Genomic DNA, 23,980 nt, shown 5'->3' on the forward strand with positions numbered 1-23,980 from the left:
GGCCGTGCCCCTCCTCCAGGACGACGCCCGCGGAGGCCGCCCGGTAGGAAGAGCACGGCCCGTCGTGGTGTTGAATCAGGGGAACCCGGACCACGAAGGAAGGACGACCGTGCCCAAGATCGGTGTACTCGCACTCCAGGGAGACGTGCGCGAACACGTCCGCATGCTGGAGGAGGCGGGGGCGGAGGCGACGGCCGTGCGCAGGATCGCCGAGCTCGAGGCCGTCGACGGGCTGGTCATCCCCGGCGGGGAGTCCACCACGATGTGGAAGCTCGCCGAGATCTTCGAGCTGCTGGAACCGCTGCGCCTGCGCGTCAAGGAGGGCATGCCCGCCTACGGCTCGTGCGCCGGCATGATCATGCTGGCCGACCGCATCCAGGACGGCATCGAGGGCCAGCAGACGATCGGCGGCATCGACATGGTGGTCAGGCGTAACGCCTTCGGCCGCCAGGTCGACTCCTTCGAGGCCGATCTGTCCTTCGCGGGCGGCCCCGTACACGCTGTCTTCATCCGCGCCCCATGGGTGGAATCGGTGGGTTCCGACGTCGAGGTGCTGGCGACCGCGCCCCCTGGGGATAGGATCGTCGCGGTCCGACAGGGACCGCTGCTCGCGACATCGTTCCATCCGGAGCTGACCGGAGACACTCGCGTGCATGAATATTTCGTCAACATGGTGAGGGAGCTCTAGGTCATGTCCGGCCACTCCAAATGGGCTACGACGAAGCACAAGAAGGCCGCGCTCGACGCCAAGCGCGGCAAGCTGTTCGCGAAGCTCATCAAGAACATCGAGGTGGCGGCCAGGACCGGTGGCCCTGACCCGGATGCCAACCCCACCCTCTTCGACGCCATCTTCAAGGCGAAGAAGAACTCGGTGCCCAACGACAACATCGAGCGCGCCCGCAAGCGCGGCGGCGGCCTCGAGGCGGGCGGCGCCGACTGGCAGACCATCATGTACGAGGGCTACGCCCCCGGCGGTGTCGCGGTTCTCATCGAGTGCCTGACCGACAACCGCAACCGCGCCGCCTCCGAGGTCCGCGTCGCGCTCACCCGCAACGGCGGCTCGCTGGCCGACCCCGGTTCGGTGGCCTACATGTTCAACCGCAAGGGTGTCGTGATCGTCCCCAAGGACGGGCTGTCCGAGGACGACGTGCTGACCGCGGTGCTCGAGGCGGGCGCCGAGGAGGTCAACGACCTGGGCGAGTCGTTCGAGGTCGTCTCCGAGGCCGGTGACCTGGTGCCGGTGCGCAAGGCGCTGCAGGAGGCCGGCATCGACTACGACTCGGCCGAGTCGAGCTTCCTGCCGACGCTCAACGTCCCGCTCGACGAGGACGGCGCGCGCAAGGTCTTCCGTCTCATCGACGCGCTCGAGGACAGCGACGACGTCCAGAACGTCTACGCGAACTTCGACGTCAGCGACGACATCATGGAGAAGCTCGACGCCTGAAAACGGCTCGCGGCGGATGTCCCGCAGTGCGTAGGTTGACCTGCTGTGGAAATTCGTGATCTGAGCCCGGACGACCTCGACGCCGTCCTCGACACCCGCAAGCGCTCCTTCGGCCCGTTGCCCGCCGACCTCGCCGACAACTGGCGCGCAATGGCGCTGGCCACCCTGGAGCAGGGACGCTTCCTCGGCGTCTTCGACGGCTCGAGGGTGGCCGCCGCCGCGCGCCTGCCTGGTTTCACCCAGTGGTGGCACGGCAGGCCGCAGCCGATGGCCGGGGTGGCGGGTGTGGTCGTCAACCCCGAGGACCGCGGACGCGGCGTGGGCAGGCGGCTCATGCGGGCCGTCCTCGGCAGGGCGGCCGAGCTGGGCGAGGCCGTCTCGGCCCTCTACCCGGCCACCACGCCGATCTACCGCTCGCTCGGCTGGGAGCACGCGGGCGCCGAGAACGCGGTGACCCTCGCTCCCGAGGCGCTGCGCACCATCGGCCCGGCCGAGCAGGTCAAGCTGCGCAGGATGGGGCCCGACGACGTCGCCGAGGTGATCGCTATCCTCGGCCGCGTCCACGCCGCCAACCGCGCCAGCGGGCCCATCTGCTGGGACGAGGCCGCCTGGCGGCGCTACCTCGACGAGGATGACGACTTCCGCTACCTGGCCGACGACGGGTTCGTCGCCTACCGATGGGACGGGGGCGACATCGCCGTCGACAACCTCGTCGCCGGCTCGGAGGCGACCGCCCGCGCGCTGTGGGCCATGGTCGGCACCTCCTCCTCGATCGCCAAGAAGGTCACCGCCGTGGTCGCGCCGAACGACCCCGTGCTGTGGCTGGTGCGCGAGCGGGCCAAGGAGCAGGTCAAGCAGACGAGGTGGATGTTCCGGGTCGTGGACGTGGCCGAGGCGATCGCCAGGCGAGGCTTCCCGTCGGTGGTCTCGGCGCACGCCGTGATCACGGTCGACGACCCCGAGCGCCCGGCCAACAGCGGCACGTGGCGGCTGGAGATCTCCGGCGGCTCCGGTACGGCCGGCGCCGCCACGGGGCAGGGGCCGCGCTTCACCGTCAACGGCCTGTCGGCGCTGTACGCCGGGATCCCGACCTCGACGCTGCGCCCGGCCGGCCTGCTGTCCGGCCCGGAGGAGTTCGACGAGGCGCTGGACGCGGCGTTCGCCGGCACGCCGTACATGATCGACTACTTCTGATCGTCCGGCTCGGGCCCGCGCCCGCCGGGCGGCGCCGTGGAGCGAGGCGCGTCCGCCGTGCGCCGCCCGCCCAACCAGGGTAGAGTTCGCTGCCGAACAGATGTTCGGCAGCGAACGGAGGGCGGGCCGTGCGGGTGATGGGCGTCGACCCAGGGCTGACCAGATGCGGCCTCGGGGCCGTCGAGGGCCGCCCGGGCGCGCAGCTCAAGCTCGTCGCCGTCGGCGTGGTGCGCACCTCCGCCGACGACGAGCTCGGCGCCAGGCTCGTCGGCATCGAGCGCGGCATCGAGCGGTGGCTCGACGACGTGCGGCCCGACGCGGTGGCCGTCGAGCGCGTCTTCGCCCAGCACAACGTCCGCACCGTGATGGGCACCGCGCAGGCGGCGGGCATCGCCGTGCTGTGCGCCGCCAGGCGCGGCCTGCCGGTGGCGCTGCACACGCCCTCGGAGGTCAAGGCCGCCATCACCGGCAGCGGCACCGCCGACAAGAAGCAGATCGGCACCATGGTCACCAGGCTGCTGCGGCTGGCGGAGATGCCCAAGCCCGCCGACGCGGCCGACGCCCTCGCCCTGGCCATCTGCCACGTGTGGCGCGGCGGCACCCAGAACAGACTGGCCGAGGCGCTGGCCAAGGCATCGAGAGGACGTGCGCTGTGATCGCGTCGGTTTCCGGGGTCGTGGCGGCCGTCGCGCCCGACTCGGCGGTGATCGAGGTCGGCGGGGTGGGTGTGCTGGTGCACTGCACACCCGGCACGCTGGCCACCCTGCGGGTCGGCGAGCCCGGCCGGCTGGCCACCTCGCTGGTCGTCAGGGAGGAGTCGCTCACCCTGTACGGCTTCGCCACCGACGACGAGCGCACGGTCTTCGAGCTCGTCCAGACGGCCAGTGGCGTGGGCCCGAAGCTGGCCCTGGCCATGCTGGCCGTCCACACGCCCAACTCGCTGCGCGTCGCGGTCGCCTCGGCCGACCTCAAGGCGCTGACCAGGATCCCCGGCATCGGCCAGAAGGGCGCCCAGCGCATCGTGCTGGAGTTGAAGGACAAGCTCGGCACGCCCGAGGAGGCGGTCAACGCCGCGCTCAACGGCGACGCCGCCCTGCCGCTGTGGCGCGAGCAGGTCCACTCGGGTCTGGTCGGCCTCGGCTACTCCACCAGGGACGCCGACGAGGCGATCGCGCTGGTGGGGCCGCAGGCCGACGCCGAGGTGGCCGCGGGCCGGCAGCCGCAGGTGGCGGTGCTGCTCAAGGCGGCGCTCAGGGCGCTGAGCGTCCGATGAGGCCGGCGGTGGCGGGAAGCGGGCGCCCCGGCGGCGGGGAGATGGCATGAGCATCGAACGTGACCTGGTCTCGCCCGACGCCGAGGGCGACGAGCTGCAGATCGAGGCGGCGCTGCGGCCCAAGCGCCTGGCCGACTTCATCGGCCAGGCGCGCGTGCGCGAGCAGCTCTCGCTGGTGCTGGAGAGCGCGCTCAAACGGAACCGGCCGCCCGACCACGTGCTGATGAGCGGCTCGCCGGGGCTGGGCAAGACCACCCTGGCCATGATCATCGCAGCCGAGCTCGGCGCCCCGCTGCGGATCACCTCGGGCCCGGCCCTGGAGCGCGCCGGCGACCTGGCGGCGATCCTGTCGACGCTGACCGAGGGCGAGGTGCTGTTCATCGACGAGATCCACCGGATGGCCCGCCCCGCCGAGGAGATGCTCTACCTCGCGATGGAGGACTTCAGGGTCGACATCATCGTCGGCAAGGGCCCCGGCGCCACCGCCATCCCGCTGGAGATCGCGCCCTTCACCCTCGTCGGCGCCACGACCAGAGCGGGCCTGCTGCCGGCGCCGCTGCGCGACCGGTTCGGCTTCACCGCCCACATGGACTTCTACGAGGTCGCCGAGCTCGAACAGGTGCTGCGCCGCTCGGCCGGGCTGCTCGGCGTGACGCTGCCCGAGGAGGGCGCCCACGAGATCGCCAGGCGCTCGCGCGGCACGCCCCGCATCGCCAACCGGCTGCTGCGCCGGGTGCGCGACTTCTCCGAGATCCGCTCCGACGGCGTCATCACCCGAGACGTCGCCTCGGCCGCGCTCAACCTCTACGAGGTCGACGCCGAGGGCCTCGACCGACTCGACCGGGCGGTGCTCGGCGCGCTGCTGCGCAAGTTCGGCGGCGGCCCCGTCGGGCTGTCGACGCTCGCCGTGGCCGTGGGGGAGGAGCCGGAGACGGTCGAGGTGGTGGCCGAGCCGTTCCTGGTGCGCCAGGGGCTGCTGGCCCGCACGCCGCGCGGGCGGGTCGCCACCACCGCCGCCTGGCTTCACCTGGGCCTCACCCCTCCGCCGGAGGCGCCCTTCTAACCGAGACGCCCGCCGCCGGGCCGAGACGGCAGGACCCGGCCGCCGGAAACGCCACGAAACGGCGCGGTCACAGAACGGTTGCAAGCATTGCGAATTGGGAACTTCCCCGCGCGCCGAATCGCTGCCTCGTTGCCGGGTTTCGCAACAACCGCCTACACTCCGTGGCTTGGCTGGCTGTGTAAGCTGATGGGCTGAGCGGCGCGGCCCCTCGACGCAACGCATGGAATTTCCGGCTCGACGCCGGTGTCATCATCTTGACAGACGATGGAAGGTCGCCCTCGTGGACTCAGCAACGCTTATGAACATCCTGCCGCTTGTGCTTCTGGTGGTGGTGTTCTACTTCCTGCTCATCAGGCCGCAGCGCAAGCGGCAGCAGGAAGCCGTTCAGATGCAGAACTCGCTCGCGCCCGGCGCCCGTGTGATGACCACCACCGGCCTGTTCGCCACCGTGGTGGCTGTCGACAACGAGGACGTCATCCTGGAGGTCGCTCCCGGCGTCGAGACCCGCTGGGTGAAGGCCGCCATCGGTCGGGTCGTCACCCCCGTCGCCGATGACAAGCTCGCCGCGACGGAGCCTGAGACGACCGAGACGAAGGAATCCGCCGTAGCCGACGAGCCGGTCGACCGCAACGACGACGAGGACACCAACAGCAAGAAGTCCTGACCAGCTTGCGGCCGACCCCTACCTGAAAGAACAGACGACCAGTGGCCCGACCGACCAGCGGCCAGAGCAAGCCGGGGCGCACGCTCCTGGTGCTTCTGGCGCTCATCTTCGCCATGGGCGGGGCGATGTTCCTGCAGCCGGCGTTCACGCCGAAGCTCGGACTCGACCTCGCGGGTGGCACGACGGCGACACTGTCGCCGATCACTCCGAACGGCTCTCCCCCCTCTGAAGAGAGCCTCAACCTCGCCGTCAACATCATCCGTGACCGGGTGAACGGCACCGGAATCTCCGACGCGGAGGTCGCCAAGTCGGGCGACAACATCGTCATCTCGGTTCCCGGCGCAGGCAAGGACGAGGTCATCAAGCTGGTCGGCACCACGGCGGAGCTGCGCTTCCGCCAGGTCCTGGCCGCCGAGGCGGCCCAGCCGCAGCCGAGCACCATGCCCACCCAGGCGCCGACGCCCTCGGGCTCAGGACAGCCTTCCACGCAGCCGAACGGGCAGTCGTCCGACCGGCCTTCCACGCAGCCGAGCGCCCGCACCTCGGCCAACGCGCCCACACCCAGCGCCTCCCCGACGGGCAAGGCCCTGTCGTCCGCGCTGACCTCGCCCAACCCCTCGCCCTCCGCCGCTGCGACCGGCGAGCGGAAGAGCCAGAACCAGGACCAGAACAAGGGCCAGGACAAGAGCCGGAACGCCAAGGCGACCCCGTCCGCGACGCCGAGCGCCCAGCCCAGCGCGCCGACCCAGGACTCCGCGCTGGCCGGCATCGACCCCGCGCTGGTCAAGCAGTACAACGAGCTCGACTGCGCCAAGAACAAGCAGCAGGGCGTCCAGGACGACCCGAGCAAGCCGTACGTCACCTGTGACGCCGACGGCACCGCCAAGTACATTCTCGACAAGGCCAGGGTCGTCGGCACCGACATCGACACGGCCAGCGCCGGCGTGCAGCAGACCACCGGCCAGTGGGTCGTGCAGCTCAACTTCAAGAGCAAGGGCGCCACGGCGTGGTCGACCCTGACCACCGAGGCCTACCAGGCCCAGCCGCCGCGCAACATGGTCGCCGTGGTCCTCGACGGCGTGGTCATCACCGCGCCGAACATCAACGAGCCCATCCCCGGCGGCCGGGCGGAGATCTCCGGCGGCTTCACCCAGCAGACCGCGACCGCGCTGGCCGACCAGCTGAAGTACGGCGCGCTGCCGCTGAAGTTCGTGCGCAGCTCCATCGACACGATCTCCTCCACCCTCGGCCAGGACCAGCTGCGCGGCGGCCTCATCGCCGGCGCCATCGGTCTCGGCCTGGTGGTCATCTACTCGCTGCTGTACTACCGCGGCCTCGGCGTGGTCGCGGTGCTGAGCCTCCTGATGGCCTCGGTCATCACCTACGAGGCGGTGGTGCTCCTCGGCACCTACGCGGGCTTCAGCCTGTCGCTGCCGCACATCATCGGTCTGGTGGTCTCGATCGGCATCACAGCCGACTCCTTCATCGTCTACTTCGAACGCATCAGAGACGAGATGAAGGAGGGCAGACGCTCGCTGCGCGCCGCCGTCGAGGTGGCGTGGGTGCGCGCGCGCCGGACGATCCTGATCGCCGACGCGGTCATGTTCATCGCCGCCGTGGTGCTCTACTTCCTGGCCGTCGGCGGCGTCGCCGGCTTCGCGTTCGCGATGGGTCTGACCACGCTGATCGACGTGGTCGTGGTGTTCCTGTTCACCAAGCCGTTCATCGCGCTGCTGGCGAGGTTGAAGTTCTTCGCCAAGGGGCACAAGCTCTCCGGTCTCGACGCCGAGCGCATGGGCCCGGAGACTGTTCGTACGACCACTCCGCAGGAGGCCTGACATGGGACTCGGGCGTCGCCTCTACCGTGGCGAGATCGACGTCGACTTCGTCGGCCGCCGGAAGCTGTGGTACAGCCTTTCGGCCTTCCTGCTGCTGTTCTCCGTCGCCGGCCTGATCTTCAGCGCCGTCACCCATGGCAGCGCGCTCAACCTGGGCGTGGAGTTCAAGGGCGGCTCGGTGTTCTCCTTCGCCGCGCCGCAGGCCGGCATCGAGAAGGTCCGCGAGACCATGACCGAGGCGGGCGTCCACCAGCCGATCGTCCAGCAGGCCGGCGGTAGCTGGCGGGTGACCACCGAGACCCTCGACGAGGCCAACCTGTCCAGGGTGCAGCAGTCCGTCGCCAAGGACCTCGGCGTCGACCCCGCGCAGATCTCCATCACCTCGATCGGCGCCTCCTGGGGCGGTGAGGTGGCCACCAAGGCCTGGCTCGGCCTCGTGGTGTTCATGTTCGCGATCATCCTGTATCTGAGCATGGCCTTCGAGCCGAAGATGGCCTTGGCGGCGATCGTCGCGCTGCTGCACGACCTGGTCATCACGGCCGGCATCTACGCGTGGTCGGGCTTCGAGGTCACCCCTGCGACCCTGCTGGGCTTCCTCACCATCCTCGGCTACTCGCTGTACGACGCGGTCGTCGTCTTCGACATGATCAAGGAGGTCACCGCCAAGCTCGGCACGACCTCCAAGAAGACCTACACGATGGCCGCGAACGACGCGCTCAACCACACGCTGATCAGGTCGCTGAACACCTCGCTGGTGGCCATCCTGCCGGTGGCGGCGATCCTGTTCATCGGCACCACGCTGCTGGGCGCAGGCACGCTGAAGGACCTGTCGCTCGCCCTGTTCGTCGGCATGCTGGTCGGCACGTACTCCTCGCTGTGCGTGGCCACGCCGCTGCTGGTGACGCTGAAGGAGCGCGAGCCGAAGTACCAGGCGATCGCCAAGCGGCTGGCGTCCACCGGCGGGGGCAAGAGCGGCGGCGCCAAGCGGCCCGCCACCGCCAAGAACTGACCGCTCGACGCTGGGCGCCGCCCCCGTCCCTTCTCACGGGACGGGGGCGGCGTCGTGCCGGGCGGCCGGGGTGTGGGATGGTGGTGCGTCCGACAGGCGGACGCACCGGACGGAGAGGAAAGAGAGCCCGACGTGAGCGAGCTGAGCCAGCTGATCCTTGAGCGGATCAGGGACGTCAACGACTACCCGAAGCACGGGGTCGTGTTCAAGGACATCACCCCTCTGCTCGCCGACCCGCAGGCGTTCACCGCGGTGGTCGACGCGCTCGCCGGCTGCTTCCCCGGGGTGGACAAGGTCGTCGGCATCGAGGCGCGCGGCTTCATCCTGGCCGCTCCCGCCGCCTGCCGGGCCGGGGCGGGGTTCGTGCCGGTCCGCAAGAAGGGCAAGCTGCCCTCCACCACCCTCGAGGCCTCCTACGAGCTGGAGTACGGCTCGGCCACCATCGAGGTCCACCAGGACGCCTTCGGCCCCGGCGACAGGGTCGTCATCGTCGACGACGTGCTGGCCACCGGCGGCACCGCCGAGGCGACGGTGGAGCTGGTCAGGAGGGCGGGAGCCGAGGTCGTCGGCGTCGCCGTCCTGATGGAGCTGGCCTTCCTGAAGGGGCGCGAGCGGCTGGAGGGTGTCGACCTGAGGGCGCTCGTGATCGTGTGATGGGCGACCGGCCGACGCGCGGGTGACATGGCTGGATACACTGAGGGATCTGGACTCGAACGTGAGGAGTCTGTGTGCCCCGTGAGGTAGTCGTGCCCGACGCCACCGACGCCGGTAGTTCCGAAGGGATGTCCGGCGCTCCAGCGGCGCGTCGCCGACGGTTTGGGGGTGGGGCCATGAATCCGGTGCTGGAGCCGTTGTTCCGGACGGTCCGCGCCACCCATCCCAAGGCGGACCTGCGCCTGATCGAGCGTGCCTACGACGTGGCCGCCTACCACCACCGCGACCAGAAGCGGAAGAGTGGCGACCCCTACATCACGCACCCGCTGGCCGTGGCGACGATCCTGGCCGAGCTCGGCACCGACGACGAGACGCTGTGCGCCGCCCTGCTGCACGACACGGTCGAGGACACCGCCTACAGCCTGGACGAGCTGCGCGCCGACTTCGGCGACAAGATCGGGCTGCTGGTCGACGGCGTCACCAAGCTGGACAAGGTCAAGTTCGGTGACGCCGCGCAGGCCGAGACCGTGCGCAAGATGGTCGTGGCGATGTCGCGCGACATCAGGGTGCTGGTCATCAAGCTCGCCGACCGCCTCCACAACATGCGCACGATGCGCTACCTGCCGGAGCACAAGAGGCAGCAGAAGTCCCGCGAGACGCTGGAGATCTTCGCCCCGCTGGCCCACCGCCTGGGCATGAACACGATCAAGTGGGAGCTCGAGGATCTCGCGTTCGCGATGCTCTACCCCAAACGCTACGACGAGATCGCCCGCATGGTCTCCGAGCGGGCCCCGCGCCGCGACCTGTTCCTGCAGGAGGTCATCGAGAAGGTCTCGGCCGACCTGCGCGACGCCAGGATCCGCGCGGTGGTCAAGGGCAGGCCGAAGCACTACTACTCGGTCTACCAGAAGATGATCGCCCGCGACGTGGCCTTCGACGACATCTACGACCTGGTGGGCATCCGGGTCCTGGTCGACTCGGTCCGCGACTGCTATGCGGCGCTCGGAACGATCCACGCGCGATGGAACCCGGTGCCCGGCCGGTTCAAGGACTACATCGCGATGCCCAAGTTCAACATGTACCAGTCGCTGCACACCACGGTGATCGGTCCCGAGGGCAAGCCGGTCGAGCTGCAGATCCGCACGCACGCGATGCACCACAGGGCCGAGTACGGCGTGGCCGCCCACTGGAAGTACAAGGAGGAGGCGGGCAGCCCCGGTCCTGCGGGCAAGGTCAAGCCGGGCGGCGACATGGCCTGGCTGCGCCAGCTGCTCGACTGGCAGAAGGAGACCTCCGACCCGGGGGAGTTCCTGGAGTCGCTGCGCTTCGACCTGTCGGTGTCGGAGGTGTACGTCTTCACCCCGCGCGGCCAGGTGGTGGCGCTGCCCGAGGGCGCGACGCCGGTCGACTTCGCCTACGCCGTCCACACCGAGGTGGGTCACCGGTGCATCGGGGCGCGCGTCAACGGCCGCCTGGTGCCGCTGGAGTCGCGCCTGGGCAACGGCGACACCGTGGAGATCTTCACCTCCAAGTCGCCCGACGCGGGTCCCTCGCGTGACTGGCTGAAGTTCGTCAAGTCGGGCCGTGCCCGCAACAAGATCAGGCAGTGGTTCTCCAAGGAGCGCCGCGAGACCGCGATCGAGGCGGGCAAGGAGGCCATCGGCAGGGCCATGCGCAAGCAGGGGCTGCCGCTGCAGCGGCTCATGTCGGGCGAGGCGCTGCTGGCGCTCGCCCGCGACCTGCGCTACCCCGACGTCTCGGCCCTCTACGCGGCCGTCGGCGAGGGCCACGTCGCCGCGCAGACGGTCGTGCAGAAGCTCGTGACGTCCATCGGCGGCGTCGACAGCGCCGAGGAGGACATCGCCGAGGTCTCGCTGCCGACCAGGCTCAGCCGCCGTCCCAGGGGCGGCGGCGGTGCGGGCGTCGTCGTGGCGGGCGACTCCGACGTGTGGGTACGGCTCTCGCGCTGCTGCACCCCCGTGCCGGGCGACGACATCGTCGGGTTCGTCACCCGCGGCCACGGCGTGTCGGTGCACCGCTCCGACTGCACCAACGTGCAGCAGCTCAAGGAGCAGCCCGACCGCCTCGTGGAGGTGACGTGGGCGCCCAACGAGGACTCGGTGTTCCTGGTGGCGATCCAGGTGGAGGCGCTCGACCGGCCCCGCCTGCTGTCCGACGTCACCCGCACGCTGTCCGACCAGCACGTCAACATCCTGTCGGCGTCGGTGACCACCTCCCGCGACCGGGTGGCGGTCAGCAAGTTCACCTTCGAGATGGGCGACCCCAAGCACCTGGGTCACGTGCTGAAGGCGGTGCGCAGCATCCAGGGCGTCTACGACGTCTACCGGGTCAGCGGAGCCTCTGGCGGATGAACACCCACAGGTAGAGCCCCCAGCCGAAGGCGACGATCGCCAGCGTGAGCAGCGGCTGCACGGACGTGCCGAGTTCGGCCACGGCCTGCCGGCACACCGCGATCGTGATGGGCACGGTGTAGCCGAGCAGGAAGGCCAGGCCGAGCACCCGGCCGGCGATGACGAACCAGGCGTAGATCCGCACCGAGCGCGGCGCCTGCCGGTGCCGCCGCCGCAGGTAGGCCTGGGCGTCGGCCATGAGGTTCTTGTTGCCGGTGGCGTTGGCGAAGGCGTAGTAGACGTCGGTGCGCATGAAGAACAGGAACTGCCAGACGATCTGCGAGGCGCAGATGACCATCACGAGGCGGGCCACGGCGTTCTCGGTGACGTACAGCGCGCAGGCGGCTGCGGAGACCAGGAACAGGTCGGTCCGCATGCCCGCCAGGTGCGCGCGGTAGCGGGCCCGGCGGGGCAGCCGCCAGACGCCGGTCACGTTGGTCTGGACGACGAGGAACTGCAGGCGGGTGCCGAGCGACAGCTCGGCCCGCACGCCCAGTGAGCGGGCGGCCAGGATGTGGCTGAGCTCGTGGACGAAGACGAGCACCCACGAGCCCACGGCGAACGACAGGGTGAACGCGAGGCTGTTCGACCACACCAGGCCCGACATGCCGGACACGATGCGCGGTTCGGCGACGACGGCCGCGACGGCGCACAGCGCCAGCAGCCCGACGAGGACGTCGGCGACGGGGGAGAAGAGCAGGCGCACGTGCTCCGGCCGGACGCGGTCCCAGGGGCTGGGCGGCAGCTCGGGTTCCTCGAGCAGCCCCATGCTCTCCAGGCCGCCGACGAAGGCCGCCACGTCGACGTCCGTGCCGTGGCGCTCCAGCACCTCCTTCCTGACCTCCTCGACCGTCCTGGAGCCGTCCAGCAGCGCCAGCACCTTGGCGGCGATGCCCGGCACGTTGACGAACCGCGCGCCGTTGCCGACCACGTAGTCGTCGGGACCGTCCTCGACCACGCTCAGGAAGCTCAGGTCGGGCCTCATCCGCAGACCTCGCACCCGGGCAGGCGTTCGAACGGGTGCGCGGTGGTGCTCAGGTCGAGCAGGTCGAGGTGCACGGTCCTGCCCTCCAGGGCGGGCGCTCCCGTGCCGGTCAGGTGGCGGACGATCTCGGCGGCCAGCAGGCCGGAGACCGCCGCGCAGAGCGGGCCGAAGGCGGGGACGGTCCGGCCGGCGTTGTCGGCGGTGGGCAGCTCGGCCGTGCCGTACGGCTCGGCCAGCCGGCGTTCCCTGCAGGTCAGGCAGCCGGTCCTGCCCGGTACCACGAGGGGGCCGACCAGGCCGACGTGCTGGTTGAACCCGCCGGTCACGAACGGCACGCCCGCCTGCACGCAGGCCTGGTTGACCCAGCGGCGGATGTGCGGCTGCGGGGTGTCGACGGTGTTGACCACGAAGTCCTCGCCCGCGGCGGGGACGTCGGCCGCCCCCTGGATGCGGCGCCGGATCTCGACGATCTCGGCGTCGGGCTGGTGGGCGCGCAGCCGGTCGGCGGCCGCGGCGACCTTGGACCTGCCGACGTCGGCGGGGGTGTAGAGGTGCTGGCGGTGCAGATTGGACGGCTCGACCTGGTCGTCGTCGACGAGCGTCAGCCGCCGCACGCCCGCGGTGACCAGCTGGACGGCGACCGCGCCGCCGATGGCGCCGGCGCCCAGCACGGTGACCCGCCGGGCGGCCAGGTCCCGCAGGGCGGTGACCGCCTGGCCGGCGGGATGGAACATCGACAGGAACAGCGCCTGCCGGGACAGCCGGTCGTCGGCGGTCAGCGCCGCCAGGTCGGTCTCGGTGACCAGGAGGCGGGCGGCGAGCAGCCGGTCGATCGCGGCGTCTATTTCGCCGGGAGTGACGCCGTCGAGCAGCGGGTAAAGTTCTTGTCTCGATCGTGGACGCCGGGCGCAGAGCCGGAACAGCTCGCGTAGCGGTTTTTCCGCCGGTGACAGGATGCGGCCCGTGGGCGGAAAGTCGCCGAGCCTGACCTGTTCCCGTGAATCGTCGACGAACAGAGGGAAAGCCGGATTCACCTGAATCCGTTCGCGCATGGGCGGGGCTCCGTGAGAGGTGGTGTGGGGCCTCCACCGAGGCCCCACGGACGGGTTTCAGCAGCTGTTGCTGTTACCGGTGGTCTCTACCTCTTCGACGGGCTTGATCTCGATTGTCATCTTGACCCCTTTCGCCGATATCTGCGAGTCCCATGATCGTAGGAACCTGCGGCGAAATATGGGGAGGCCCAATGACCCTGCGTGACCGCTTTTCACGGAAAAAGCGCCGACTCCATTCGGGGACGGAGAACGGGAATGCCGGCTTGTCAGAAAAGAGCCGATAAAAAGGCTCCGGGTGGCGCACCACCCGGAGCCTCCGGCAGGGATCAGCTGAACTCGGCGAGCGTGCGCTCGGCCTCCTCCAGCCACGAACGGCGGGCCGCCAGCGCCTCCTCGGCGTCCTTGACCTCCTTGGCGCGCCCGGCGGCCTGGGCCTTGCCGAGCTTCTTCTCCAGCTGCTCGATCGAGGTGCGCAACTGGTCGACCGTGCTCTGGGCACGAGCCCTGGCCTCGGGGTTGGAGCGCTTCCACTCCGCCTCCTCGGCCTTGCGGACCGCCTCGTCGACGCGCCGCAGCCCGCCCTCCAGCCGGTCGCGCTGCTCGCGCGGCACGGGACCGACGGCCTCCCAGCGCTCGAGCAGCGTGCGCAGCGCGGCCCGGGCGTGGCGGTGGTCGGTCACCGGCAGGATCTTCTCCGCCTCGACCAGCAGCGCCTCCTTGGCCTCCGCGTTGGCCGCCAGCGAGGCGTCACGCTCGGCGAAGACCGCGGAACGGGCCTGGAAGAACTGGTCCTGGGCCGCCTTGAACCTGGCCCACAGCTCGTCCTCGGCCTCGCGCGAGGCCCGGCCGGCCGACTTCCACTGCTGCATGAGCTCGCGGTAGACGGCGGCCGTCTGGCCCCAGTCGGTGGAGTCGGCCAGCGCCTCGGCCTCGACCACGATCCGCTCCTTGTAGGCGCGGATGCCCTCGCGCTGCTCGTCCAGCCCCGCGAAGTAGGCCTTGCGCCGCTTGGCGAAGGCCGTCCGGGCCGCCGACAGCCGCTTCCACAGGGCCGCCTCGGTGACGCGGTCGATGCGCTCGGCGGCCTTCCACTCCTCCACCAGCTGGCGCAGCCGCTCACCGCCCGACTTCCAGTGGGTGGTCTCGTCGGCGATGCGCTCGGCCTCGCCGACGATGCGCTCCTTGACCGCCTTGGCCTCGGCCCTGGCCAGGTCACGCGCGGCCTTGACCTCTTCGCGGCGCTTGGCGACCAGCTCGCTGAGCGCGTCGAGACGCGTGACCAGCGCGCCCAGGTCGCCTATGGCGTGGGCGTCGGCGACGGCCTCGCGCAGCTTGACGATGCTCGCCTCGGCCTGCGCAGGAGCCAGGTCGGTGCCCTTGACGCGCTGTTCGAGCAGCTGGACCTGACCGGCCAGCTCGTCGTACTTGCGGTGGAAGTAGGCCAGCGCTTCTTCGGGCTCACCGGCCTGCCAGGACCCGACGGCCCGCTCTCCCTCGGCCGTACGCACGTAGACGGTGCCGTCGTCGTCTACCCGGCCCCACGGGTCGGTGCTCACCGTGTCCTCCCGCACTCTCATCAGACCCTTCGGGACTACTGCCCCTAGTTGTATTACGTCAGCTCTTGGCAGAGATTGTCACGTCTTTGATTTCGACCGTCTCCTTGGGTGCGCCCGTGCCGTCCGGACCAGGAGTGATGACGCCCGCCTTGTTGACCTTGTCGAGAATGTCGAGACCCTTGGTGATGGTACCGACAGGCGTGTAGTCGGGGGTCAGCCCGATGTCGCCGTAGACCAGGAAGAACTGGCTGCCCGTCGTGCCGGGCTCGCTGGTCTTGGCCATGGCCATGACGCCGCGCTTGTAGGTGGCGCCTTCGAGGTTCTCCTCGGCCAGCCGGTAGCCGGGGCCGCCCTGGCCGTCGCCCTGCGCCTTGCCGTCGGCCTTGGCCGTCGGGTCGCCGCACTGCAGCATGGGGAACTGCGCGCTGCCCAGGCGGTGGCACTTGCTGCCGTTGTAGTACTTCTTGGCGGCCAGGTGCTTGAGCGAGTTGACGGTGCACGGGGCCTTGACGCCGTTGAGCTCGACGACGATGTCGCCCTGGCTCGTCTTGAGCGTCATGACCGCGTCCTTGGCCTCGGCCTTGGCCGGCGGCAGCCCGACGTCCTTGACCGTGCCGCTGGTGTCGGGCAGGTAGCCGCACTCGCCCGTCGCCGGGTCGAAGGGCTTGGGGCCGGCCGCGGCCGACGTGGAGGTGGAGGGCGCGGCCGACGGCGAGTCGGAGGCGGCGCTGTCGCCGCTGCCGCCGAGCAGGGCCACGGCGGCGATGACGCCGCCCACGACCACGAGGACGCCCACGGTGGATCCGATCACGGCGGTGCGCTTGGCCTTGGCTTCGCGTTCGGTGCGGCGCTGCATCTGCCGCTCGTAGTGCTCACGTGCCAGCTGACGCTGGCGGTCCTTGCCCGTGGACACCGCTTTTGCCTCCCTATCGAATCAACTGAGGTGGGCGAATCGTATCGGCCAACCGGTTATGGTTCGCAGCCCAGCGGCCAGCACCGGTACGCTTCGGTTACATTCTCATCCGCTTTCTTGACGAGACTCAGCCGAGGCAGATGCTCATCGCAGGCTTCCCCGCAGGGGCGTTCCAGACCAACTGCTACCTCGTGGCGCCGGCCGCCGGCGAGGAGTGCGTGATCGTCGATCCTGGCCAGGACGCCGTCGACGCCGTCGACGACCTGCTCCGCGAGCACCGGCTGAAGCCCGTCGCGGTCCTTCTCACCCACGGCCACCTCGACCACGTCTGGTCGGTCGCCCCCGTCTGCGGCGCGCGCGACATCCCCGCGTGGATCCACCCCGAGGACCGCCACCTGCTGAGCGACCCGGCCGCCGGCTGGTCGCCCACCTCCGGCCAGCTGTTCGGGGGCATCACGCTGAGCGAACCCGACGACGTGCGGGAGCTGTCCGACGGCGCCGTCGTCGAGCTGGCGGGGATGGAGTTCGTGGTCGACCACACCCCGGGCCATACCAGGGGGTCGGTGAGTTTCAGGCTGCCTCCAGAGGAGATCATGTTCTCGGGCGACCTGCTGTTCGCCGGCTCCATCGGCCGCTCTGACCTGCCGGGCGGCGACTACCCGACGATCCTGCGCAGCCTGGCCGCCAAGTGCCTGCCGCTGCCGGACGAGACGGTCGTCCTGCCGGGCCACGGACCGCAGACCACGATCGGCCGCGAGCGCGCGACCAACCCTTATCTCAAGGAAGCCGCGCCGCACGCCGGTCCCACACGAGGGATCTGATGACTTTCCAAGCACCCAAGGGCACCTTCGACTGGCTGCCGCCCCGCTCCGAGCGGGTCCTCGCCGTCAGGGAGACGCTCGTCGCCCCCGTACGGCAGGCGGGCTACGGCTACGTCGAGACGCCCGTCTTCGAGGACACCGAGCTGTTCAAACGCGGCGTCGGCGAGTCGACCGACGTCGTGTCGAAGGAGATGTACACCTTCCCCGACAAGGCGGGCAGGTCGCTGACCCTGCGCCCGGAGGGCACCGCCTCGGTCGTGCGCGCCGTCCTGCAGCACAACCTGCACACCGGCCAGCTCCCGGTGAAGCTGTGGTACTCCGGCAGCCAGTTCCGCTACGAACGTGCCCAGAAGGGCCGCTACCGCCACTTCTGGCAGGTCGGCGCGGAGGCGCTCGGCGCCGAGGACCCGGCGCTCGACGCCGAGCTGATCGTGCTGGCCTGGCGCGGTTTCCGCGACCTCGGCCTGCGCGAGGTCACGCTGCTGGTCAACTCGCTCGGCGACCAGGGCTGCCGCCCCGCCTACCGGGCCGCGCTGCAGGACTTCCTGCGCGCCCTCGACCTCGACGAGGACACCAGGGCCAGGATCGAGATCAACCCGCTGCGCGTGCTCGACGACAAGCGCCCCGAGGTGCAGGAGCAGCTCAAGGGGGCGCCGCTGGTCGTCGACCACCTGTGCGAGGCGTGCAAGGCCTACCACGAGGAGGTCCGCGCCCTGCTGACCGCCTGCGAGGTGCCCTTCACCGACGACCCGCGCCTGGTGCGCGGCCTCGACTACTACACCCGCACCACCTTCGAGTTCGTCCACGGCGGGCTCGGCTCGCAGTCGGCCGTCGGCGGCGGCGGGCGCTACGACGGGCTCAGCGAGATGCTCGGCGGCCCGTCGCTGCCCAGCGTCGGCTGGGCGCTCGGCGTCGACCGCACGCTGCTGGCGATGGAGGCCGAGGGCCTGCTCGGCGACGAGGCCGGCGGCCGCGTCCAGGTGTACGGTGTCCCGCTGGGCGACGAGGCACGCCGCCGGATGTTCCTGCTCGTCGAGGAGCTTCGAGGGGCGGGCCTGTCGGCCGACATGGCCTTCGGCGGCAAGGGGCTCAAGGGCGCGATGAAGGGCGCCGACCGCTCGGGCGCCCGCTTCGCGCTGATCCTCGGAGAGCGTGACCTGGCGGCGCAGGCCGTCCAGGTGAAGGACCTGACCACCGGAGAGCAGACCGAGGTGCCGCTGGCCCAGGTCGCCGATGTTTTGAAGGGAAAGCTGCAGTGATTCGCACGCACAAGGCCGGCGAGCTCCGCAAGGAGCACGCGGGCCAGCAGGTGACGCTCGCGGGCTGGGTGGCCCGCCGTCGTGACCACGGCGGGGTCGTCTTCATCGACCTGCGTGACGCCTCGGGCTCCGCGCAGGTGGTCTTCCGCGAGGAGGACGACGCCCACGGCCTGCGCAGCGAGTACTGCGTGAGGGTGGTCGGCGAGGTCAGGATCCGCCCTGAGGGCAACGCCAACCCCGATCTGCCCACCGGCGAGATCGAGGTCGTGGCCGACTCGGTCGAGGTGCTCAGCGAGGCCGCGCCGCTGCCGTTCCCGATCGAGGGCGGCACGGGGGTGGCCGAGGAGGTCCGCCTGCGCTACCGCTACCTCGACATCCGCCGCCAGCAGGTCGCCAACGCGATGCGGATCCGCTCCAAGGCCACCTACCTGGCCAACGAGGTGATGAACGAGCACGGCTTCGTCTACGTCGAGACGCCGACGCTGACCCGCTCGACGCCCGAGGGCGCCCGCGACTTCCTGGTGCCGGTGCGCCTGCAGCCGGGCAACTGGTACGCCCTGCCCCAGTCGCCCCAGCTGTTCAAGCAGCTGCTGCAGGTGTCGGGCCTGGAGCGCTACTACCAGCTGGCCAAGTGCTACCGCGACGAGGACCTGCGCGCCGACCGGCAGCCCGAGTTCACCCAGATCGACATCGAGATGTCCTTCGTGGACCAGGACGATGTGATCGCGGTGGGCGAGGCGCTGATCGCGCGGGTCTGGAAGGAGATCCTCGGCTACGAGATCCCCATGCCGCTGCCGCGCATGCCCTACGCCGAGGCGATGGCCCGCTACGGCTCCGACAAGCCTGACCTGCGCTTCGGTCAGGAGCTCGTCGACATGACGGAGTACTTCGCGAACACCACCTTCCGCGTCTTCCAGGCCCACTACGTCGGCGCCGTGGTCATGCCCGGTGGTGCGTCGCAGACCCGCAAGGAGCTCGACGCCTGGCAGGAGTGGGCCAAGTCCCGCGGCGCCCGCGGCCTGGCCTACGTGCTGGTCCAGGAGGACGGCACGCTCGGCGGCCCCGTCGCCAAGAACCTGTCGCCCAACGAGGCCGCGGGCCTGGCGGACAAGGTGGGCGCCAAGCCGGGTGACGCGATCTTCTTCGCCGCCGGTCCCCGCAACTCCTCGCGCGACCTGCTCGGCGCGGCCCGGCTCGAGATCGGCCGCCGCTGCGGCCTGATCGACGAGTCGCAGTGGTCGTTCCTGTGGGTCGTCGACGCGCCCATGTTCGAGGAGGACGGCGAGGGCGGCTGGACCGCGGTCCACCACCCCTTCACCGGGCCCAAGCCCGAGTGGGCCGACAACTTCCAGGAACACCCGGGCGAGGCGCTTGCCTACGCCTACGACATGGTCTGCAACGGCATGGAGATCGGCGGCGGCTCCATCCGTATCCACCGGGCCGAGATGCAGCAGCGCGTCTTCGACGTGCTCGGCATCAGCAAGCAGGAGGCCGAGTCGAAGTTCGGCTTCCTGCTGGAGGCGTTCAAGTACGGCCCGCCGCCGCACGGCGGCATCGCCTACGGCTGGGACAGGATCTGCATGCTCCTGGCGGGCGGCGAGTCGATCCGCGACGTGATCGCCTTCCCGAAGACCGCCTCCGGCTTCGACCCGCTGACCGGCGCGCCCACGCCGATCACCGTCGAACAGCGCAAGGAGGCGGGCGTCGACGCCAAGCCGAAGGACGAGGTGTAGGAACCGGGCGACCGACCGCGGAACGAGCCGGTGGCGTGGCCGAGGCCGCGCCACCGGCTCGTCGGCGTCAGAACCGGACGGGCAGCGCGGCGAGGCCGCGCACGACCGAGCCGGTCAGCCGCCAGCTCAGCTCCTCCTCGGCGCAGCCCAGCGCGAGGCCGGGCAGCCGGTCGAGCAGGGTGCCGATGGCGATCTGGCCCTCCATGCGGGCCAGTGGCGCGCCGAGGCAGAAGTGGATGCCGTGGCCGAAGGCCAGGTGCCTGGTGTCGGCGCGGGTGATGTCGAGCGTGTCGGGCGCCGCCACGACCGCGGGGTCGCGGCCCACCGCGCCGAGCGAGATGTGCACCATGGCGCCCCGAGGGATGCGGATGCCGGCGATCTCGAGGTCCTCGGCCGCGAAGCGCGGGGTCGAGCGCTCGACGGGCCCGTCGTAGCGCAGGAACTCCTCGACCGCGTTCGGCAGCAGCTCCGGCCTGGCGCGTAGCAGCTCGAGCTGGCCGGGGTTGCGCAGCAGCGCGAGCACGCCGTTGCCGATCAGGTTGACCGTGGTCTCGTGGCCGGCGATCAGCAGCAGGCTGAGCGTGGAGAGGAGCTCCTTTTCGGTCAGCTCGTCCAGGGACACCAGCGCGCTGATCAGGTCGTCGCGCGGCGCGGCCCTGCGCTGCTCGGTCAGGTCGCGGAAGTAGCCGGTGGTCGCCCGGGCCGCCGCCCTGCGCCGTTCGACCTCGTCGGGCTCGAAGGTGGGGTTGACCAGCAGGGCCGACCATTCGCGGAACAGGTCGCGGTCCTCCGGCGGCACGCCGAGCAGCTCGCAGATCACGATGATCGGCAGCGGGAAGGCGAACGCGTCCAGCAGCTCGGCCCTGCCGCCGGCGAAGGCGTCGATCAGCTCGTCGGTGATCTGCTGGACGCGCGGGCGCAGCTCCTCCACCCGGCGCGGGGTGAAGGCCTTGGAGACGATCCTGCGCAGCCGCGTGTGGTCGGGCGGGTCGGAGGAGAGCATGTTGGCGTCGAAGAGGAGGTCGTCCTCGGTGGCGATCGCCTTGAAGTAGTCGCCGAACCGCTGCATGTCCTTCGACAGGCGCGGGTCGTTCAGAGCGGCCCTGCCGTGCTCGTGATCGATGATCAGATAGGCCTCGAAGCCCGGCGGGAAGTCGATCGGGAAGACCGGTCCCTCGCCTCGTAAGGGGGCGTAGACGGCGTAGGGGTTCCTGCTGAACTCTGGGGTGAACAGGAACTCGAAGGGCAGCTTGTCAGGCACGCGGGCCACCCTGGATCGTGACCGGGAGGGCGGTCAGCGAGCGCAGGATGGAGCCGCTGAAGCGCCAGCTCAGCTCCTTCTCCTCGCAGCCGAGCGCGAGGCCGGGCAGCCGGGTGAGCAGCGAGCCGAAGGCGATCTGGGCCTCCATGCGGGCCAGTGGCGCGCCGAGGCAGAAGTGGATGCCGTGCCCGAAGGCGACGTGCCGGTTGTCTTCGCGCGTGACGTCCAGCGCGTCGGCGCGCTCGAAAGCCTGGGGATCGCGGCCCGCCGCGCCGATCGAGACGTGCACGAAGCTGCCCTTCGGGATCTGCGTCCCGGCGATCTCCATGTCCTCGAGCGCGATGCGGAAGGTGCCGCGCTCCACGGGCGCGTCGAAGCGCAGGAACTCCTCGACCGCGTTCGGCAGCAGGTCGGGCCTGGCGCGCAGCAGCTCGAGCTGGTCGGGGCTGCGCAGCAGGGCCAGCATGCCGTTGCCGATGAGGTTGACGGTCGTCTCGTGGCCGGCGATCAGCAGCAGCGCCAGCGTCGACAGCAGCTCCTGCTCGCTCAGCTCGGTGCTGGTGACCAGCGCCCCGACCAGGTCGTCGGTGGGGGTGGCGCGCCGCTGGGCGATCAGCTCCCTGAAGTAGGCGCGCAAGGCGTCGCCGGCCTCGTCGCGCTGCCTGGCCAGCTCCTCGTCGAAGGCCGGGCGGACCAGCGCGCCCGACCAGTGGCGGAAGTCGGCCCGGTCGCTGTCGGGGATGCCCAGCAGCTCGCAGATCACGATGATCGGCAGCGGGAAGGCGAAGGCGTCGATCAGCTCGATCGTGTCGCCCTCGAAGGCGTCGATCAGCTCGTCGGTGATCTGCTGGACGCGCGGGCGCAGCTCCTCGATCCTGCGCGGGGTGAACGCCTTCGACACCAGGCGCCGCAGCCGCGTGTGGTCGGGCGGGTCCGACATCAGCATGTTGTCGGCCAGCACGGGATTTTCCTGCGCGATCGCCTCGCGGAACCAGTCAGGGCCGTTGGTCAGGCTCTTGGACAGGCGCGGATCGTTCAGCGCGGGCCTGACGTGCTCGTGGTCGATGATCACGAACGAGGGCGCGCCGGGCGGGAAGTCGATCGCGTGGACGGGCCCCTTCGCCCGGAGCTCGGCGTAGACCGCGTACGGGTCGGTGCTGAACTCCGGGGAGAGGAAGAACTCGAACGGAAGTTTGTCGGTCACAGCCTCCAGCGTGCCCCTGCGTGGCGGGGCGGCGGCGGGGTTGTGACCTGAATCACTAGGAGAAGCGCACGTCCTTGATCACGACCGGCTTCTTCGGCGCGGTGGTGCCGCCGTCGCCGGTGATGTCGTTGGGGTTGACGATCAGGTCCTTCTCGGTCTTGGCGAGGCCCAGCATCATCTCCATGCCCTTGCTGACCGTGCCCAGCACGCCGTACTCGGGGGAGACCTGCGTGTTCTCGTTGGACAGGGAGATGGCGAACTGGCTGCCGTTCTGGCCCGCGGCGCCCGACGGCTGGGTGACGAACACGACGCCCTGGTTGTACGGGATGCCGACGTTCTCGTCGCCGTAGGTGAAGCCGGACGAGCCCTGACCGTCGGTGGGGTTGATCCCGTCGGCCTTGGCCAGCGGGTCGCCGCACTGCAGGAGGTGCACGCCCGCGGCGTCGGGCGTGACCAGGCGCTGGCACCTGGTGTTGTCGTAGAAGTTCTTCTTGGCCAGGAAGGCCAGCGCGTTGACCGTGCACGGCGCCTGCTCGGTCATGAGGTCGATGACGATCTCGCCGCGGTTGGTGACGATCGTCATCTGCTTGAGCTTCTTGTTGGGCCGCTTGCCCGGCAGGCCGACGAACTTGGTCGGGACGGCCGGGTCGTTCTGCCTCTTGTACTCGCAGGTCACCGGCCCCGCCGACGCCGTCGGGCTGGCCGAGGGCACCGCGGGGACCGAGGTGCTGGCCTTGGGGGAGGCGGAGGCCTCGGCCACGGGCGTGGCGTCGCTCTTGCCGATCATCGTGGTGGCCGCGACGATGCCGCCCGCCACGAGCACCACGGCGATGCCCGCGCCGATGAAGGTGTTGCGCCTGGCCTTGGCCGCCTGCTCGGCTGCACGCTGCGCCTGCCGCTCCTTGTGCTCCCGCGCCAGCTCGCTCTGGCGGTCGTCGCCGCTCACCGGTATTTCCTCCACGTTTGCCGACACATGACCAAACTGCTCCGCGCATGCTATCGGGGTTGGGAATGTGCTGGACGTAAGTAGCTGGTGGGAGAGATGGGGCTTATGTCCTGAGAAGTAGATGAGAAACCGGTCTCAGCGAACCTCGGCGTGGTGGGATCCGTAGTCATATGAGAACGGAGTCGTGAAATGTTCAACGAGATCCTGGGCCTCCCCGCGCACCCACTGATCATCCACTTCGCGGTGGTGCTCACCCCGCTCCTGGTCGCCGCCTCCGTGGCGTACGCACTCGTGCCCCGCTTCCGGCCGTCCCTCGGATGGGCGGTGGTGGCGCTCGCGCTCGCCGCGCCCGCCGCCGTCTTCGCCGCCCGCCAGAGCGGCGGCGCCCTGAAGGCGGCCCGGTTCTCGCAGGTGGAGGGAGAGCTCGGGCAGCGCATCGCCGAGCACCAGAGCTTCGCCCTGCCGCTGCTGCTGGCCACGGCCGGCCTCGGCCTGGCCGCCCTGCTGATGGTCTTCCTGTGGCGTGCCGAGCGGCGCGTGCCCGCCTGGGCGGCGTCGGCGGTGACGGTGGCGCTGGCCGTCGCGGCGGGCTACTACGTGTTCCGAGCAGGGGATTCGGGCGCCAGGGCGGTGTGGGCCCTGTAGGCTCGATTTGTGGAGAGTCTGTTCGATTCGGCCGCAGAGGAGGCCACCCCCCAGC

The 23,980-nt window shown here is 70.3% G+C and carries 22 protein-coding genes; 15 read left to right on the top strand and 7 right to left on the bottom strand.

The genetic code is table 11. From position 1 onward, the window contains the following. Nucleotides 1-163: 163 nt before the first annotated feature. The 11 genes from pdxT to ACWDLG_RS30210 all read left to right on the top strand — a co-directional run bounded on the left by pdxT (nt 164) and on the right by ACWDLG_RS30210 (nt 11,511). Nucleotides 164-688, top strand: a complete 525-nt coding sequence (pdxT, locus tag ACWDLG_RS30160) for a pyridoxal 5'-phosphate synthase glutaminase subunit PdxT (protein ID WP_449926442.1) — start codon at nt 164-166, stop codon at nt 686-688. 3 nt (nt 689-691) lie between these two features. Further along, nucleotides 692-1,444 (top strand): YebC/PmpR family DNA-binding transcriptional regulator, encoded by a 753-nt coding sequence (locus ACWDLG_RS30165; RefSeq protein WP_354912154.1) that lies wholly within the window; start codon nt 692-694, stop codon nt 1,442-1,444. A gap of 45 nt (nt 1,445-1,489) precedes the next feature. Continuing rightward, a complete protein-coding gene (locus ACWDLG_RS30170) occupies nt 1,490-2,638 on the top strand; it encodes a GNAT family N-acetyltransferase (protein ID WP_449926333.1) in 1,149 nt (382 codons plus the stop codon). A gap of 128 nt (nt 2,639-2,766) precedes the next feature. Continuing rightward, nucleotides 2,767-3,294: a crossover junction endodeoxyribonuclease RuvC gene (ruvC, locus tag ACWDLG_RS30175; RefSeq protein WP_449926336.1), complete on the top strand. Its 528-nt coding sequence runs from the start codon at nt 2,767-2,769 to the stop codon at nt 3,292-3,294. Further along, entirely contained in the window at nt 3,291-3,911 is a 621-nt protein-coding gene (gene ruvA / locus ACWDLG_RS30180; protein ID WP_354912145.1) for a Holliday junction branch migration protein RuvA, read from the top strand. Before ruvC ends, ruvA begins: the two co-directional genes overlap by 4 nt. A 46-nt stretch (nt 3,912-3,957) precedes the next feature. After that, nucleotides 3,958-4,974, top strand: coding sequence for a Holliday junction branch migration DNA helicase RuvB (gene ruvB, locus ACWDLG_RS30185; protein ID WP_354912142.1), 1,017 nt, complete (start codon nt 3,958-3,960; stop codon nt 4,972-4,974). Nucleotides 4,975-5,290: 316 nt separating this feature from the next. Continuing rightward, nucleotides 5,291-5,638, top strand: coding sequence for a preprotein translocase subunit YajC (gene yajC, locus ACWDLG_RS30190; protein WP_449926340.1), 348 nt, complete (start codon nt 5,291-5,293; stop codon nt 5,636-5,638). Between the two features lie 41 nt (nt 5,639-5,679). Continuing rightward, the gene (gene secD, locus ACWDLG_RS30195) at nt 5,680-7,476 is read left to right on the top strand and encodes a protein translocase subunit SecD (RefSeq protein WP_449926343.1); all 1,797 of its coding nucleotides are present in this window, start codon (nt 5,680-5,682) and stop codon (nt 7,474-7,476) included. Nucleotide 7,477: 1 nt separating this feature from the next. Then, complete coding sequence (gene secF / locus ACWDLG_RS30200) at nt 7,478-8,485, top strand: protein translocase subunit SecF (RefSeq protein WP_449926346.1); 1,008 nt, start codon at nt 7,478-7,480, stop codon at nt 8,483-8,485. Between the two features lie 132 nt (nt 8,486-8,617). After that, nucleotides 8,618-9,139: an adenine phosphoribosyltransferase gene (locus ACWDLG_RS30205; protein ID WP_354912135.1), complete on the top strand. Its 522-nt coding sequence runs from the start codon at nt 8,618-8,620 to the stop codon at nt 9,137-9,139. 128 nt (nt 9,140-9,267) lie between these two features. Continuing rightward, complete coding sequence (locus ACWDLG_RS30210; RefSeq protein ID WP_449926445.1) at nt 9,268-11,511, top strand: RelA/SpoT family protein; 2,244 nt, start codon at nt 9,268-9,270, stop codon at nt 11,509-11,511. On the opposite strand, the gene ACWDLG_RS30215 is transcribed toward ACWDLG_RS30210, so the two are convergent. From ACWDLG_RS30215 to ACWDLG_RS30230, 4 genes are all read right to left on the bottom strand, one after another. After that, nucleotides 11,489-12,535, bottom strand: coding sequence for a hypothetical protein (locus tag ACWDLG_RS30215; protein WP_449926349.1), 1,047 nt, complete (start codon nt 12,533-12,535; stop codon nt 11,489-11,491). The genes ACWDLG_RS30210 and ACWDLG_RS30215 overlap by 23 nt on opposite strands. Further along, on the bottom strand, nt 12,532-13,587 hold the full coding sequence (locus tag ACWDLG_RS30220; protein WP_449926350.1) for a TOMM precursor leader peptide-binding protein: 1,056 nt from the start codon (nt 13,585-13,587) through the stop codon (nt 12,532-12,534). Before ACWDLG_RS30220 ends, ACWDLG_RS30215 begins: the two co-directional genes overlap by 4 nt. A gap of 326 nt (nt 13,588-13,913) precedes the next feature. Then, complete coding sequence (locus ACWDLG_RS30225; RefSeq protein WP_354912125.1) at nt 13,914-15,164, bottom strand: DUF349 domain-containing protein; 1,251 nt, start codon at nt 15,162-15,164, stop codon at nt 13,914-13,916. 37 nt (nt 15,165-15,201) lie between these two features. Further along, on the bottom strand, nt 15,202-16,056 hold the full coding sequence (locus ACWDLG_RS30230) for a peptidylprolyl isomerase (protein WP_354912123.1): 855 nt from the start codon (nt 16,054-16,056) through the stop codon (nt 15,202-15,204). A 140-nt stretch (nt 16,057-16,196) separates the two neighbouring features. Between ACWDLG_RS30230 and ACWDLG_RS30235 the strand changes: the two genes are divergently transcribed. Genes ACWDLG_RS30235 through aspS form a run of 3 tightly spaced genes read left to right on the top strand, consistent with a single transcriptional unit; the run spans nt 16,197 to nt 19,869 of the window. Continuing rightward, nucleotides 16,197-16,877 carry an MBL fold metallo-hydrolase gene (locus ACWDLG_RS30235; protein WP_354912120.1) on the top strand — a complete coding sequence of 227 codons (681 nt, stop codon included), beginning with the start codon at nt 16,197-16,199 and terminating at the stop codon, nt 16,875-16,877. Continuing rightward, entirely contained in the window at nt 16,877-18,136 is a 1,260-nt protein-coding gene (gene hisS, locus ACWDLG_RS30240; protein WP_449926353.1) for a histidine--tRNA ligase, read from the top strand. Before ACWDLG_RS30235 ends, hisS begins: the two co-directional genes overlap by 1 nt. After that, nucleotides 18,133-19,869, top strand: a complete 1,737-nt coding sequence (gene aspS, locus ACWDLG_RS30245) for an aspartate--tRNA ligase (RefSeq protein ID WP_449926355.1) — start codon at nt 18,133-18,135, stop codon at nt 19,867-19,869. Before hisS ends, aspS begins: the two co-directional genes overlap by 4 nt. A 67-nt stretch (nt 19,870-19,936) precedes the next feature. Here the strand turns inward: aspS and ACWDLG_RS30250 are convergent, their stop codons facing one another. The 3 genes from ACWDLG_RS30250 to ACWDLG_RS30260 are packed head-to-tail and all read right to left on the bottom strand — an operon-like array spanning nt 19,937 to nt 23,280. Further along, nucleotides 19,937-21,130: a cytochrome P450 family protein gene (locus ACWDLG_RS30250; protein ID WP_449926357.1), complete on the bottom strand. Its 1,194-nt coding sequence runs from the start codon at nt 21,128-21,130 to the stop codon at nt 19,937-19,939. After that, the gene (locus tag ACWDLG_RS30255) at nt 21,123-22,334 is read right to left on the bottom strand and encodes a cytochrome P450 family protein (RefSeq protein WP_449926359.1); all 1,212 of its coding nucleotides are present in this window, start codon (nt 22,332-22,334) and stop codon (nt 21,123-21,125) included. The genes ACWDLG_RS30250 and ACWDLG_RS30255 overlap by 8 nt, the downstream gene beginning before the upstream one ends. Nucleotides 22,335-22,389: 55 nt before the next feature. After that, the gene (locus ACWDLG_RS30260) at nt 22,390-23,280 is read right to left on the bottom strand and encodes a peptidylprolyl isomerase (RefSeq protein WP_449926361.1); all 891 of its coding nucleotides are present in this window, start codon (nt 23,278-23,280) and stop codon (nt 22,390-22,392) included. Nucleotides 23,281-23,469: 189 nt separating this feature from the next. Here ACWDLG_RS30260 and ACWDLG_RS30265 point away from each other — a divergent pair, with 189 nt between their 5' ends. Continuing rightward, the gene (locus ACWDLG_RS30265; RefSeq protein ID WP_449926364.1) at nt 23,470-23,925 is read left to right on the top strand and encodes a DUF2231 domain-containing protein; all 456 of its coding nucleotides are present in this window, start codon (nt 23,470-23,472) and stop codon (nt 23,923-23,925) included. Nucleotides 23,926-23,980 lie beyond the last annotated feature (55 nt).

The organism is Nonomuraea sp. NPDC003727, from assembly GCF_053586935.1.

What these genes read in the sequence shown, in the direction of transcription:
- pdxT (WP_449926442.1), top strand. Translation starts at nt 164, where the DNA reads ATGCTGGAGGAGGCGGGGGCGGAGGCGACGGCCGTGCGCAGGATCGCC.
- ACWDLG_RS30165 (WP_354912154.1), top strand. Translation starts at nt 692, where the DNA reads ATGTCCGGCCACTCCAAATGGGCTACGACGAAGCACAAGAAGGCCGCG.
- ruvB (WP_354912142.1), top strand. Translation starts at nt 3,958, where the DNA reads ATGAGCATCGAACGTGACCTGGTCTCGCCCGACGCCGAGGGCGACGAG.
- secF (WP_449926346.1), top strand. Translation starts at nt 7,478, where the DNA reads ATGGGACTCGGGCGTCGCCTCTACCGTGGCGAGATCGACGTCGACTTC.
- ACWDLG_RS30210 (WP_449926445.1), top strand. Translation starts at nt 9,268, where the DNA reads ATGTCCGGCGCTCCAGCGGCGCGTCGCCGACGGTTTGGGGGTGGGGCC.
- ACWDLG_RS30215 (WP_449926349.1), bottom strand. Translation starts at nt 12,535, where the DNA reads ATGAGGCCCGACCTGAGCTTCCTGAGCGTGGTCGAGGACGGTCCCGAC.
- ACWDLG_RS30220 (WP_449926350.1), bottom strand. Translation starts at nt 13,587, where the DNA reads ATGCGCGAACGGATTCAGGTGAATCCGGCTTTCCCTCTGTTCGTCGAC.
- ACWDLG_RS30225 (WP_354912125.1), bottom strand. Translation starts at nt 15,164, where the DNA reads ATGAGAGTGCGGGAGGACACGGTGAGCACCGACCCGTGGGGCCGGGTA.
- ACWDLG_RS30235 (WP_354912120.1), top strand. Translation starts at nt 16,197, where the DNA reads ATGCTCATCGCAGGCTTCCCCGCAGGGGCGTTCCAGACCAACTGCTAC.
- hisS (WP_449926353.1), top strand. Translation starts at nt 16,877, where the DNA reads ATGACTTTCCAAGCACCCAAGGGCACCTTCGACTGGCTGCCGCCCCGC.
- ACWDLG_RS30265 (WP_449926364.1), top strand. Translation starts at nt 23,470, where the DNA reads ATGTTCAACGAGATCCTGGGCCTCCCCGCGCACCCACTGATCATCCAC.